Annotated in this window: 7 protein-coding genes; all 7 read right to left on the bottom strand. The window is 72.1% G+C overall.

The annotated features are described in order from the left end of the window. Positions 1 to 53: 53 nt before the first annotated feature. Entirely contained in the window at positions 54 to 1064 is a 1011-nt protein-coding gene (locus TBR22_RS19710; protein WP_239489543.1) for a glycosyltransferase family 2 protein, read from the bottom strand. A gap of 92 nt (positions 1065 to 1156) precedes the next feature. Continuing rightward, positions 1157 to 4666 carry a hypothetical protein gene (locus TBR22_RS19705; protein ID WP_239489542.1) on the bottom strand — a complete coding sequence of 1170 codons (3510 nt, stop codon included), beginning with the start codon at positions 4664 to 4666 and terminating at the stop codon, positions 1157 to 1159. A 146-nt stretch (positions 4667 to 4812) separates the two neighbouring features. After that, the gene (locus TBR22_RS19700) at positions 4813 to 7962 is read right to left on the bottom strand and encodes a YfhO family protein (protein WP_239489541.1); all 3150 of its coding nucleotides are present in this window, start codon (positions 7960 to 7962) and stop codon (positions 4813 to 4815) included. Then, positions 7959 to 8729 carry a bifunctional 2-polyprenyl-6-hydroxyphenol methylase/3-demethylubiquinol 3-O-methyltransferase UbiG gene (locus tag TBR22_RS19695; RefSeq protein ID WP_239489540.1) on the bottom strand — a complete coding sequence of 257 codons (771 nt, stop codon included), beginning with the start codon at positions 8727 to 8729 and terminating at the stop codon, positions 7959 to 7961. The genes TBR22_RS19700 and TBR22_RS19695 overlap by 4 nt, the downstream gene beginning before the upstream one ends. Beyond that, entirely contained in the window at positions 8726 to 9667 is a 942-nt protein-coding gene (locus tag TBR22_RS19690) for a glycosyltransferase family 2 protein (RefSeq protein ID WP_239489539.1), read from the bottom strand. Before TBR22_RS19690 ends, TBR22_RS19695 begins: the two co-directional genes overlap by 4 nt. Continuing rightward, positions 9664 to 13236 (bottom strand): glycosyltransferase, encoded by a 3573-nt coding sequence (locus TBR22_RS19685; protein WP_239489538.1) that lies wholly within the window; start codon positions 13234 to 13236, stop codon positions 9664 to 9666. Before TBR22_RS19685 ends, TBR22_RS19690 begins: the two co-directional genes overlap by 4 nt. Next, positions 13233 to 14456: an ABC transporter ATP-binding protein gene (locus TBR22_RS19680; protein WP_239489537.1), complete on the bottom strand. Its 1224-nt coding sequence runs from the start codon at positions 14454 to 14456 to the stop codon at positions 13233 to 13235. Before TBR22_RS19680 ends, TBR22_RS19685 begins: the two co-directional genes overlap by 4 nt. Positions 14457 to 14466 lie beyond the last annotated feature (10 nt).

Genomic DNA, 14466 nt, shown 5'->3' with positions numbered 1-14466 from the left:
CCGCGCCTATTGTCGGACAGGGCCGCAGGCCGCCGCAATACACGGCGCGCGCCCTATCCGGGGGTGTCGGTGACTTTGGTGACGCCGCTCTGTCCAGGGCGTCCCTTCTCGAACCAACGCGCAAGCTCCGCCGAACGGACACGTCGCCTGCCAAGAACGTGCCGACGCCTGACGAGCATCGTCGGCAGCAGTCGAACCACGTCCAACAGGCCCGGCAGCGACGTCCACTCCCTCAGCAGGACGTACCCGACCACCTGGGCATCCCGCCACAGCCCCGGCAGGGCGAACCGCCACGCCAGGCCGGCCGACTGATTTTTCAGCCGCAAGAGGAAGCGATTCCGTACCGAGTATCGGTTGATGGCCGCCGGGAGCATAGACCGCCGCCCGGGCGTGACTCGTCGCCGATGCCAGGCCACCGCTGCCGGCACGTACAGGCTGCCCCAGCCGCGCCACTGTGCACGCCACGCGAGGTCTGCATCCTCTCGATACGCAAAAAATGCCTCGTCGAAGTACTCGCCTCGCCAGGCGACGTCCTCGAGCATCTCCCGCCGATACATGGCGACCGCGCCGCTCGGCCCGAAGATGGGCTCCGGCCCGCCGAGGTAGTGGCCCGCTGCCGGTTCGTCGGCTCCACGGTCGAGGTGGCGCTGGTCCGGAGTCATCACGATCCCCGTCGAGTCGAGAACCGCGTCATCGTCCAGGCGCAGCAACCGACCGGTGGCAGAGCCGACGGTCGGGTTGGACTCCAGGGTTGCCACGAGTTCGGCGACGTACCCGGGCGAGAGCACGGCGTCGGGGTTGAGGCAGAGGTAATAGGCGGCCGTGGACCGCCTGATGAGGGCGTTGTGTCCCCCGGAGAAGCCGAGGTTGGCCTCCGAGAAGGTGTGTTCGTCCGGCGAGGTCAGCGGCTCGATCAGGGCGCGCGACGCGGGCGTCGAGGCGTTGTCCCACACGTGCAGCGTCAGTGCGCCGTCGTAGGCCTGTGCCCGCACCGACGCCACGCAGCGCGCGAGGAGCGCGTCCGGGTGATAGGTGACGACGCCGACCGAGACAGGGGGACGCACGGTCTACAGCGTACCGCCTGTGCGCCCTGGGGGCAGGGCTCAAGACTCAGGGCTCACGGCTCAGAGAGCTCTCTGAGTCCTGAGCCCTGGGCCTACTTGATCCGGATCCCCGTCTCGTTGGTGCCGGCGCCGAACACCTCGCCGCCGCCGTCCCAGTACAAGGCCCGCTCGATGACGATCGGCGTGCCGTTGGTGCTCTCGACGTTGATGCCGAACATCTCGCCGTCCTGCAATTGCGCGAAGGCGTCCTGGCACGCGCCGGGTTGCCCGGCGTAGCAGGTGAACCGCGAGTTGGCGGGCACCGTGAACGTGCTCGACGTGATGGCCGCCTTCCCGTTCTCGCGCAGCAACCGGAGTCGTACGGTCGCCGGCGACGCCGAGGGGTTGGCGATGAGGACGAACGTCTTGTAGGCGAGAGGGCCGCCGTTCTGTCCCTCGGCCATGGCCCAGTTCGTGCCCGTGGTGGTGACCCCGGCGCTGTTGTGGGCGTCGGTCCAGTTCAGGTACGACCCGAACCAGTACATCGCGCGCTCGACGACGATGGACTGGGGCGCCGACACCTCGGCCGACACGTCGATCTGCGTACCGATGGCGTCGCGCCCGGACACCTGGCTCAACTCGCCGTCCACGAACAGCGTCAGCCGGCTGTTGGCCTTCACGCCGTACGTCCGTGAGTACGCCCCCTCGGGTGTGAGGTACCGCACCGTCGCCACCGTGTCGGTCGTGCCGGGGTTGGCGATCAGCAGGTATGTGTCGAAATTCGGCCCCGTCGCGCCCTCGGCGACGAACCACCGCGTGGCCGGTGCGGTGACGGCCGCCGACGCGTGTCCTCCCTCGAACGTGCGGCCACCTCGGTTGAAGTACATCGCGCGCTCGACGGTGATCGGCTGGTCGGCGGTGATGCGGGTCGAGAAGGCCTTGCCGGCCAGCACGCGCTGGCACCCGGCGCCGCTGGTGCCCGGGGCGCAGATCTCGTTGGCCCAGAGCGTGAGGCGCGCCGGCGCCGACGCGAAGTCCGACGGGATCGACACCACGGTGCCGTCCTCGAGCAGGAAGTCGACCGTCACCTTGGGCGCCACCGTGCCGGTGGCCGTCAGCAGGATGAAGGTCTGGAAGAACGCGTTGGCCGCGCCCTCGGCGAGGAACCAGGTCTTCGATGGCGCGTTGAGCGCCTTGCCGGTGTGGCCGCCCCAGCCGTCGCCGAAGCTCATGGTGCGCTCGACGACCACGCCGCCGCGCAGCGACTCGACGACCACCGACACGGGCCGGCCCTGCCCGCCGTAGGTGGCGGTCGCGAAGGCGTTCAGGTTCATGGTGTGGCGGGCGTAGGCCGCCAGCGGAATCTCCTCGACGATGGGCTGCGGCGCCGAGGTTTCGCCCAGGTCGGAGCGTTGCCCGAACAGCACGGTCACGCGGGCAATCGCGGAGCGGTTCTCGGGGTTGGCGATGGCCACGCGCTCCTGGAAGAAGCCCGTCGAGCCCTCGGCCAGTTCGGCCCGGTTGGCGATCTGCGGGCTGGTGCCGGCGTCGAACTCCGCCTGGTTGGTCACGCCATCGCCGTCGGTGTCGGCCGACATGTTGGAGAGGCCGTAGAACGTCTGCCACTGACCGAGCGTCATCGGCGTTTCGTAGGCGCGTGTCACCTGCAGCGGGCCGGTGGCGTACTTGCCGAAGCTGTAGCCGGCGGTGTCGGTCATCTCGACGTACACGTAGTAGGTACCCGGCGCCACGCCGCCCGCCGTGGACGCCAGGTCCCACGTGTACGCGCCGCTCGCCGCCGCCAGGTTGCTCGCAAGCAGGGTCTTCGACGATGGATTGGTGTCGCTGTCGAGGTAGATCGCCACCGAGCCGTTGGCCGTGGCCGGGTTGGCGCCGTAGCGCGCGTCGCCGGCCGACCACTGCACCACGAACCGGCCCGCGGCGTCGGGTTCGTCATCGGCGGCCAGCTTCACGTTCGACAGCGTGAAGGGGGTGTCGAGGGTGCCCTCGTTGATGTCGAGACGGAAGTTGGTCAGGTCCGAGGCGAGGGCGCCCCACGCGCTGCCACCCGGCAGGGTCGCGAACGTCTCGCTGTCGCAGGCGGGGTTGGCCGTGGTGTACGCCGTCAGGTCGAGCGTGTACGTGCGCGGGCCGCCGTCCTGCACGACGATCGGGCACGACACCGCGAAGGCGCCGCCACGGTTGGCCGCCGTGCGCCAGACGAGGCGCATGATGCCGCCGACGCCCTTGCGCCCGCTGGCACTGATATCCTCGAGGAAGGGGGCGGGAGCAAGGGGGTCGAAGGTCGGCTGCACGGGCACGTCGTAGTCGATCGTGAACGTCAGCCGGTGATAGCGCTGCGCCTGCGTCGGCGTCAGCGCGAACCTGGCTCCCAGGTCATCGTCGAACAGGCGCACCTGCGAGTCGCTCTGGGTGCCCGCCGACACGAACGCCGTGCCGGTGAGGCCCTGCGGGGTGAACTGGCCGCCGCGGACGTCGTGCAGCGCCGACGCCGGGTTGCTGAAGCGGAACACGTCCTCGCGGTTGGCGAGATCCCAGGGGTCGCCGATGAGCGTGGTGGCCATGTCCTGGCCCCCCGTCGCATCGGGGTTCAGCACCGTGAAGAAGGGGTTGGCGTCGACGACCAGGGTGACCTGCCGGCTCCCGGACGGCCCGGTGGCCGTGATCGTCCACGTGCCCGGCGTGAGGTGGCCGTAGTCCCAGTCGATCGCGCTGTTGTCGAGGAAGGCCCCGGTCGCCGCACGAGCGTGCGGTCGCTGCGACGTGGGCAGCACCGGCAGGTCCACGGGGAACACCTGCAACGTGTCGGTGCCGTTGGTGGCCGTCACGATCACGTTGCCGCCCATGCCCTGCCACTCGAGGCGCACGGTGCGTGGCGCCGTGAGGCGCACCCAGTCGTACTCGACCGTGCCGCCGCTGGGCGCCGTTCCGGGCGAGAGGTTCAGTCCCATCACCTGGCCGCTCCAGGGCGTGCCGTTGTCGAACCAGAACGGGACGAGGTTCTTCGGGTCGTCGAGCCTGATGCTGAAGACCTGCCACTCGTTGGCCGCGCCCTGCACGGCGACGGGCATCTGGTTGGCCCACAACGCCGTGTCGTTGTTGTGTCCCTGCTCGAGAATCAGCATCGCGGCCGCCGCAGACGCGCCCCTGCGGCCCTTCTCCCACGACACGCCGAGGACTTCGTTCGTGCTCCCCGCCCATGAGCGCTTCACGCGGAACGACAGCACCCGGTACCGCGTCGCGTCGATCGGTGTCCTGAGCCCCGTGTCCTGCGCCGCGTTCATCGCACCGGGCACGCCGCCGAAGAGCATCTGCAGCGATGGCTTGGACTCACGCGCGACGCCCCTGAACACGCCGCCGCTGACGGTCGGGTAGGGCTGCCACGCGGTGTACTCGTAGGATGCCTGTGTCGCGCCCAGCGAGTACGTGTAGACGTAGTCGCTCGCCTTGTCGAAGTCCCAGGGATCGCCCTTGGCCTCGGCCGCGTAATCGGGGGCCGCAGCAACCGTCACCGAGGCCGAGCCGTTGACACGAAGGGTCTGCGCCGATGCCGAGGTCGCGGCGACCAGGCCGAGCAGCACGACCAACGACGAGAATCGCACCTGGAAATACATTTCTGTTGGCGCCACTCGGGCGCAAGGTGTCTGGCTGCCGGCCGGGGCCCGACGTGACGGGACGCGCGCCTGCTCGGATGGGAGGGTCCGGTGGACACCAGCACCGGACCACGGCAGGCGGAGAGGGACCGACCCTAAGGTCGTGCCCGCCTGCTGCTGGCCACTACCGCAAGGGCGATGCCAGACAGGGCCAGGAGGGAAAGGCCGAGCGCGGGACGTACGGAGGGTTGGCGGAACTGCAGGACCACGGTCCGCGCCCCTGGCGGAATTCCGACACCGATGAGCACGCCATCGGCCACCTGCCAGGGGACAGCCCTTCCATCGACGGTGACATCCCAGCCGGCGTGCGCCCGGTCGCCAATCACGAGCAGTCCGCCGTCGGGGGCGTCGACGCCGATGGTCCGCGTGTCATCGTCGAGGCTGACCGAGGTCACGCGGGCGGTTGCGCTCGGCTCGTGCGACGGCGGACCGTCGACCCAGGCGTGACGAGCGGGCTCGAACGGCCCGGCGTGCATGGCGGCGGCGTGGCTCGACGCCGGCGCCACGGTGTCACCGAGCACGAACCAGGCCCGCGGCCGCGCGTACGGATTGCGGTAGACGTTGAGGTCTCCGGCGCGGACCAGTGGCGCCTCGCCGAACCGGTCCGGCGCGGTCGAGAACGTGCGGAACCACAGCGTCCGGAGGTCCGCCCGGTCGTCGATCGTCAAGGTCGTGCCCAGCGCCGACGGCGTTGCTGTGGCCATGATCGTGGCGCTGTCGTCGGGGCCGCTGCCCTCGCCGCGGATCGTCACGGTGATGCTGCTGTTGCGCGAGGCCTGCACCGGCGTCCACGTGAGGCGCCACCACTCGGTGTTGGGCAGCGCCGCCTGTTCGATCACACCCGCCGCGAGCCTGCCCCCGGTGGCGTGCGTGACCGTGTAATGCCATCGGCCCTTGTTCCTTCGCCCGTGGGTTGCGGTCAGCAGGTCGATGCCCCGAAGCCCATCGTGCCGGACGGGGACGGTGAGGGTCACCACGGTGCCGTCGCCAACCGGACCGATGGGCACGTAGCCGCCGGCCCGCGGCGTGAGGTCGAGGGGCGGCGCGACGATGTAGCGTGCGCCGAGCACACCGAGCATGCGGAGGTCGAGCGTCTCGCGCCGCAGGCCGACGAAGTCCCACGCGGCCGGTCGGGGAGCCACCGACTCACCGGGCGGATGCTGCGCCAGCTGCATGTAGCGCTGATAGGCGGGGTCGCCGTGGTAGTCGAATCCCGTGACGACATCGATGCCGTACATCGACCACACGTGGCCCTCGATGAGGTCGCCGGCGGTGTCCACGGGCGCGACGCGGCTGCTCGCCGCTTCCTCGCGCAGCCAGGCGAGGGTCGGCGTCTCGGGGTAGTAGCGGTCGCGCGGCACCGTCGGGTTGAAGCCGCGATGCGCCTGCACCAGGTCGGCGCCCGCCAGCGCCACCAGCCAGAGGCCGCACGCCATGCGCACGCGGGCATCGCGCACCCACGCGCCGACGTACACCGGCAGCAGCGTGGCGCCCGCAATCAGCGCGAGCCGCAGCAGTTGGGCACGCTCGAATCCCTGCAGGTTGCGCGCACGAAGGTCGGGCAGCAACGCCAGCAGCGCGGCGGCCGTGACCGCCGCGAGCGCGCCGGCGACCAGCGTCGGGCCGGCGAGCTGGCGGAGCCGTCGACGACCATCCGCTTCGGTGAGCCACGCCTGCAGGCCAAGCCCGGCCAGCACGGCGAGCGCGCAGGCGGCCAGCGCGTACCAGCGGAACGGATTGGATTGCGCCTGTCCCGGCAACACCAGCAGCCACCGCCCGGGGAACCCGCCGTAGGCGCGCGTGAGGGCCACGACCAGCAGTCCGACGAACGTCCACCGCACGATCGACAGGGGGCGCGGCAACCGCGCGACCAGCGCCAGCCCCGCGACAATGGCGACCACGATGCCGAAGTACGCGACGTGCTCCGGGTAGTTGGCCGACGGGTCCGGGTGCCACCAGTTGCCGCGGACCGGCGAGCCCCAGAAGTCGGGCAGCGCGAGCGTGGCGAGATTCGGCCAGGGTGCACCTTCCGCCGAGACGACCCGCGCGCCGGCCGGGGAGGTGCGCAGGGCCGCGACCATCGGCCACCAGGCCACTGCGCCGACCGCGAGGCCGAGCACGCCACCGCCCACCAGGGCGCCGAAGCGCCGGAGTGGCCATCGACCCTCTCCTCCGCGTAGCCGTCGACCCTCGCCTCGGGGTAGCCGTCGACCCTCGCCTTCGTGTAGCCGTCGACCTTGGTCGACGGTCTCCTCGTCGTTCACCCGCGCCGCCCACAGCTCGACGAGCCCGTAGACGCCGGCGCCGAACAGGCACACGAGCGTGGTGGCCATGTAGCCGCCCAGGCACAGCGCGCCGGTGGCGAGCGCGAGTCCGGCCACGTCGCGGATGCCGCCGCCCCGCGCGCACCGACGCACCTGCCGCAGCACCAGCGGCAGCCACGCGGCCACGGTCGGCATCGGCGCGCTGAGCCACGTGAGGAAGTGGCCGTTGAGCCCGTATGCCACGCCAGCCAGCGCCGCCGCGATCGCCCCGGCGCCGAGATCACGCAGGAACAGCCACATCGCCAGCGCCGCGACGAGCAAGCGCAGCGGACCGTACCAGTTGACGGCGTCCTCGGCCGGCAGCAGGTAGAAGGGCAGGCTGAAGGGCGAGAAGGCGCGCCCGACGTCGAGCCCCTGGAAGAAGGCCGGCACGCCGGCCAGTCGCGAGTCGTCGAAGTCGGGCCACTCGCCGCCACGCAGCCGCGCGAAGTGCGTGGCCATCAGCGGCTGGTGATAGAAGGCCTCGTCGGAACGCGTCGGGTTGGCAGCGGGCGTGCGCGGCGCGTCGTGCGCCCACGGGTAGAACTGGAACACGAGGTCGGCCGGCGAGAACACCTCGCCATGCCGCCACTCGCGCTCGAACAACGCCAGCAGGCACGCCAGCATCACCACCAGCAGTGGCAGCAACGCCTTGCGCGTCGCCGTCCACGTGCCGCCACGGGCAACCTGTGGCCCATGGGCCGCAGCTGCCCCGGTGCCCGGACTCCGCTGCCCGGAGCCCACCTCCGGCGCTGCCCCGGTGCCCGTCGCCCGGTGCCCGCTGCGCGACTCCTGCGGTTCCCCGGTGCCCGGTGCCCGGTGCCCGGTGCCTGCCTCCTGCGGTTCCCCGGTGCCCGGTGCCCGCTGCCCGGTGCCTGCCTCCTGCGGTTCCCCGGTGCCCGTCGCCCGGTGCCCGGTGCCCGGCTCCTCCCGACGCGTCATCGCCTTGCCACCAGCGCGAACTGCGACGCCGCGCGACGCAAGCCCGGGATCGCGAGCCAGGCGCGATCGACGGCGAACACCGCGCGCCACAGCAGGCGCGAGTCGCTGCGCACCAGCCAGGGCAGCGGACCGCCGATCACGTCGATGTAGTCGAGCCGCGGGTCGCGGAAGCCGGCCGCCAGCGCCTCCTCGCGCAGGGCCAGCGGATCGAGCGAGGCCTCCTGCTCGGCGTGTACCGTGCTCCGCCGCCTGAACCAGCCCTCCAGCACCCGACGGAGCAGGCCCCGCGCGTTGGGATCGCGCACGTACAACGAGCCGCCGGCGCGCGTCCAGTCGTGGCACTGCGCCAGCAGGCGACGCCGCTGTTCGGGCAGGAAGTGGTGGAACACGCCCATCGCGTACACGACGTCGAAGGATGCGCGGTCGAAGGCCTGCGTGTCGATGGGGCCCGTGATCACCGTGACGTTGTCGAGGCCAGCCGCGGCCAGTCGCTGGCGCGCCGTCGCCGTGGCCGTCTCCGAGAGTTCCACGGCGGTGATGTGCGCCACCAGCGGCGCGAGTGCGAGCTCGTAGTCGCCGAGCCCGGCGCCGATCGAGAGCAGGCGCATGTCACGCCGCAGCGGGACCTGGCGGCGGAATGCCGCGACGTTCCACGCCACGAGTTGCCGGAAGCCCTCCCGCTCGAAGAAGCGCTCCTCGAGGGCGCGCGTGTACCAGGCGTTCTCGTGCGCGCGCTCCTGCTCGATGATCGGATCGGGCGCCGTCATGCGGGTTCTCCAGGCGCGGTCCACCAGCCGACGTGCCACTCGACGATCGCGGTGACCCCGAAGGCGACCACCAAGGGCCAGAGCCGCACCGGCGTCGTGGACGTCAGCACGCCGAGGCCGCCGAGGCCCACCAGCACCAGCCCCATGAACAGCGCGGCGTGCGCCGCGGGCCACAGCCACAGCAGCTGCAGCAGCACGGCCGTCGTCGTCACGATCGGCACGTAGTCGACCGCGCGCGCCCGTCCGTGCAGGCGGACCAGGCGCCTCTCCGCGCCGCCGTATCGACGCATCATGCGACGGAACCACGCGAACGTGCCGGGCCGATGGTGGTGCACCACGGCCCACGGCACGTAGTACAGCGTCGCGCCGCTGCGCGTCAGGCGCAGGTCGAGGTCGACGTCCTCGCCGGGCCACAGGCCCGGCCTGAAGCCGCCTACCTGACGCAGCGCCTCGGTGCGGTAGGCGCTGCAGCAACTGGCGTTGTGCCGCACCTGCCGCGGGCGGTCGTCGCCGCGCGTGTAGTCGCTCAGGATCGACGCGGCGCGGAAGAACGCCTCGAAGCCGTCGCGCAGCCACGCCTGCGCGGCAGGGAACACGTTCACCTGCCGGCCGCCGATCCCCGTCGCCCCGGAAGACTCGAGGCCCTCGGCCAGCGCGCGCGCCCACCGTGGCTCGGCCACGCAGTCGCCGTCGGTGAACGCGACCACTTCGCCACGCGCCAGTTCGATCCCCAGGTTGCGGGCCGCTGACGCGCCGACCGCGGGCGTGCGCACGACCCGGGCGCCCCCGGCCTCGGCGATCGCCGCCGTGTCGTCGGTGGACCCGTCGTCGACGACGATCACCTCGACGTCGGGGTAGTCCTGGGCGCGCAGCGCGTCGAGGCACGCGCCGAGCGTGGCCGCGCTGTCGCGCGCGGCGACGATCACGCTGACCTTCACGCGCGACGGGCCTTCCTGCGGGCGCGGCTGATCGCGACCGCATTGCGCATCGACATGCCGGCCCGCACCGGGCCCCAGCGCTTGAGCGCCTCGACGTCGGCTTCCTTGACGCCGAGGCTGAGCGCGGTGCGCTTCAGCCAGCGCGACGCCTTGAAGCTCTCGTTCAGGTGGGCGCGGAACGCCACGACTTCCTGCTCCCGGTCGGCGGCGAACTGCGGTTCGGCGCACCAGCGCCGCAGCGGCTCGACCACGTGATCCCACGTGAGCGTGTCGGCCACCTGCGCGAGGGCGCGACGCGCCTCGTCGCGGGCGGCCGGCGCGTCGAGCATCTCCGCGATGGCGCCGGCCAGCGCCTCGGCGTCGCCGGGTGGCACGGCCCGCCCGAGTCCGCGCGCCCGCACGAGGTCGCCGAAGTGGTCGCCCTCGCTGCAGACGATCGGCAGGCGCGCCCACAGGTAGTCGAGCATGCGCGTGCGGAACGCGTAGCGCGTCTCGAGGTGCCAGTGGTGCGTGCTCACGCCGAGGTCGGCCTCGGTGAGGTAGAGCGCGCGCTCCTCGTAGGGCACCCAGTCGTTGAAGATCACGTGCGTGCCGGCGACGCCGAGCGACTCGGCGAGGCGACGCGAACGCTCGACCACCGCCATCGGCTTGACCTGCGGGTTCGGGTGCTTGACGCCCATGAAGAACAGCTTCACGTCGTCGCGGGTCCGGGCGAGCGTGGCGACCGCGGCGATGAGCGTCTCAGGGTCCTGCCAGTCGAGCAGGGAGCCGCCCCACAGCAGGACGCGGTCGGTCTCGCGGATGGCCGGATGCACGCCCTTCATGACGGCGCCGGACGCTCCCCGGGCCAGCCGGGCGTCGCGGGCCCGCGCCGCAGCCTCGTGGACGTCCTCGGACGGCAGGCCGAACGGCACGACGTCGATGAGCGTGCGCAGGTCGGCGTCGCGGGCGACGGTGCGCGGGTTGACGCGGCCGGCGGTGTGCAGCGCGCCGATCCAGAAGTCACGCTGCCGCTCGCTGGCGCAGAGGAAGAAGTCGGCCTGCTGCAGTTGCGCATTCTGCACCGAGAGGATGGCCGCAGCCTCCTGCTCGTGTGCAGGCGGCACGGCGCCTCCTGCAGCGCGCTGCTGTTCGAGGTGCTCGATCGTGAAGGGGCAGTACAGGTCGGCGACGATGGGGCAGACGAGCGCCGACAGGAACGGGTAGGAGTTCAGCGCGAAGCCCTGCACCACGACGGCGTCGGCAGTCTCGGCCTGGGCCTTCAGGACAGCCGGGCGAGCCGGATCGAACGGGACGAGTGCCACCCGGTCGTCGCGGATCTCCATCGGCCCGGGCGCGCACACCGTGACGCGCGCGTCCCGGCTGAGGGCGCGCGCCATCTCCAGCACGCGGATCGCCGGGCCGGACATGTTGGTGCGCAGGGCCTCGTGCGTGATCAACAGCACGTGCGGTCGGATGCCGAGCCTGGCCCGCAACCCGAGGGCCTCGACCAGCGCCTTCTGCGCCAGCCGGTACGTCCGGCGTCCGTCGAGCTCGTCGAAGGGGCGCCCGAGGTACGGGAGCACCTCGCTGTCGGGCACGCGTCGTCGCTGCTGCTGCGCGTCGTGAAGCGCGAGCAGCCGCGGCATGTCGTCGAGCGTCGCGCCGATCGCCGCCAGTTCAGGCACCGGGATTTGCGCCAGCACGCGAGCCGGCGAGGGAGCAGCGGAGTCGGGCGTCGGTTCGTACGCGCTGGCGGGCACCGGGTGTCGACGCGAGGGCTCGAGCCAGGGGCGCAGGCGGGCGTGCAGCGGCGTGCGCAGCCACACGAGATCCTGGGCCACCCGCAGGCCGGCGAGCAGGAGCAGCGCTGGCAGCACGTGCGGCAGCGTGCGGTCGTCGTAGTTCCGGAGGGCGATCCACAGGGCGTTGCGCGCCAGCACGAAGCGCTTGTGGGCGTGCGGTTGCGTGCGGACCGTGGCGCCGTGCCGGTGGAAGGCCACCGCGTCGGGCACCGTGCGGATCGCGTGGCCCGCCATGCGGAGCCGCCAGCCGAGGTCCACGTCGTCGTAGTACGCGAACAGGGCAGGGTCGAAGCCGCCGGCATCGTCGTAGGCCTGCCGCGTCACGGCGAAGGCGCCGCCGTTGGGGAAGAACGACTCGGCCAGCGCCATGCCGGGCGTGTACGGCTGACCGTACTGCTCCTGGTAGCCGCGCGCCTCGAAGCTGGCGGTGCCGCGCACGAAATCGATGTGCCCGCCGTCCCAGGCCATCACGCGCGCGCCGGCACAGGCGGCGTCCCTCCCGAGCCCGCCGACCAGCCGCGCGAGGAACGACGGCTCGAAGCGCATGTCGTTGTTGACGAACACCAGCACGTCGCCCGTCGCGACCCCGACGCCGGCCTCGTTGCCGCCCGTGAAGCCGCGGTTCTCCGGCAACGGCACGAGGCGCACGCCGGGAAACCGCGCGGTCATGAACGCGACGCTGTCGTCGCTCGAGCCGTTGTCCACGCAGATCAGCTCGAGCCGATCGGACGGGTACTCGCTCGCCTGAAGGGACGCAAAGCACGCCTCGAGGTGCTCGCGGCCGTTCCAGTTGACGACGATCACCGACACCCGCGGCTGCGTGGCATCGCCATCGGGGCGCGTCGCGTCGACCGCGAGAGATGCCGCGGTCGCCATGGGCTGCGGCTCGACCCGCTCGAGGCCGGCTGCCAGCCGCTCCCGCGCCAGTTCCGGCAGTTCGAGCGTGAAGGCCTGGAGCGCCGCCAGGGGAACGGCTGCTGCTGCCTCGTCGGCGGGCCAGATGCGGTCGGGAGGGGGACCGCCGAGGCGCGTGCGCAGCTTGCTGGCCAGCGACGCGCGTCCCCAGTCGCCGCCGAATGCGATGTGCCGCGCGTCGAGGCCGGTGGCACGCCAGGCGGAGGCCAGCAGCCCCAGCACCGGCAAGAGCAGGGTCTCCCCGAGCGCGTCGGCCGACGCGTGAGCGAACGCCAGGCGCAGCCCGTTGCGCCAGCGCAGGAAGGCGTCCAGGTCGGGCGTCAGCGGGTACGACTCGGCAGCCACTGGCACCGGCCCCGCGAGCCAGGCAGTGCGTCCGCCGCGGCGCGCCAGTCGCGCAGCGAGGTCCTCGACGACGCCGTGGCACCAGAGGGAAGGGTCCACGCCACCGGCGCCGACCACCGCGTCCCGGTCGATCGCCCACGCCGGCGCGGCGACGAAGACGGGCGGGGCGGCCTCGCGCGCAGCGAGCCAGCGATCCTGCCAGCGGCGGCCGTCGCCGGCCGTGTGCGGCGCATCGTGCGCGACGGCGAGCGCGTGCTCGCCGAGCGCCTGCACCAGCGCGCGCAGCGTGGCGTCGGAGGGTTGCGCGTGCACGTCGAGCACGAGCACCTGCGCCGCCACCGCGCGGCCGAGCGCGGCGTGGATGAGGGCCGCCGCGCCCCGTGGTGACGCGTGGTCCTCGCGCGCGACGATGACCTCGACCGGGTGACCGAAGGCGCGGGCGAGGCGGTCGCGCCACGCCGCCTCGGCGTCCCCCTCAGGCCAGCGCGCGCCATGGACGATGGCGGCCAGGCGGCGCTCGGTCACGGGCCGACGGGCTCCCGGGCCGGGGCCGGCACGAGTCGCCAGGTCCCCCCGAGGGTGACCTTGCCGAAGCGCTCGAGCGTGCCGCCCTCGGTGACCGTGAAGGTCGCGACGCGCTCACGGTGATCGAGCGGCTCGACCAGGTGGTAGTCGTAGGCCGACACGGACACGACGTATCGCCCCGGCAACAGCGGCAGGTGGTCGATGCTGTAGCGCACCTCGCCGTCTCCCTCGACCTCCGGAATCACCAATCCGCCGGTCCGCGTGTTCGGGCCGGTCAGGTGGGTGCCGTCCTCGTGGTACACGGCGAGGCCGAACACGGGGCGCGGCACCCGCCTCGCCGCCCGGTACGAGAAGGCGATCGTCAGGGCCTCGCCCGTCTGCAGGCTGGTCACGGGCTGGTCAGCGGCGTCGAGCAGGCGCACCTGCGGAATCTCGACCTCGCGCGAGCCCCAGCGGTATTCGCCGGCCACCTCGCCGCTGGCGGCCGCGATCTGGTGGTAGCGGGAGATCACGTCGGCGGCCGGGCCCATCGCCAACAGCTCGCCACGCTGGAGCAGGCAGGCGCGCGTGCACAGCCGCTCCACCAGGAGCAGGTCGTGCGACACGATGATCACCGTGACGCCCTGGGCCTGGAACTGCTGGATCTTGCGCAGGCACTTGCGCTGGAACGACTCGTCGCCGACCGCGAGCGCCTCGTCGACGAGCACGATCTCCGGGTCGAGGTGCGCGGCCACCGAGAACCCGAGGCGCATGTACATGCCCGACGAGTAGTTGCGGACGGGCGTGTCGATGAAGCGGCCGAGCTCGGCGAACGCGACGATCTCGTCGAACTTCGCGCGGATGACGCTCGAGGCCACGCCATGGAGCGAGGCGTTCAGGAAGATGTTCTCGCGCCCCGACAGGTCGGGACTGAAGCCGGCGCCGAGCTCGAGCAGCGACGTGATGCGGCCGCTGGTCTCCACGCGACCCTCGTCGGGCTCGAGGATGCCCGCGATGATCTGGAGCAGCGTGCTCTTGCCGCAGCCGTTGTGGCCGATCAGGCCCAGCGTCTCGCCGCGATCCACCGAGAAGCCGACGTCGCGGAGCGCCCAGAAGGTCTCGCGCGCCTCGCGCCGACCGCCGACCAGCCCCACGAGCCGCTCCTTGAGGCCGCTCCCGCCCTGGTGGTAGAGCGTGAAGCGCTTGGACACGCCGTGCAGCGCGACGGCAGGAGCAGACACCCCGGAAGTA

The sequence above is a fragment of the Luteitalea sp. TBR-22 genome (genome assembly GCF_016865485.1).
Taxonomy (GTDB): Bacteria; Acidobacteriota; Vicinamibacteria; order Vicinamibacterales; family Vicinamibacteraceae; genus Luteitalea.
The sequence above is the reverse complement of the archived record's forward strand: the minus strand, read 5'-3'. Positions and strand labels throughout refer to the sequence as shown.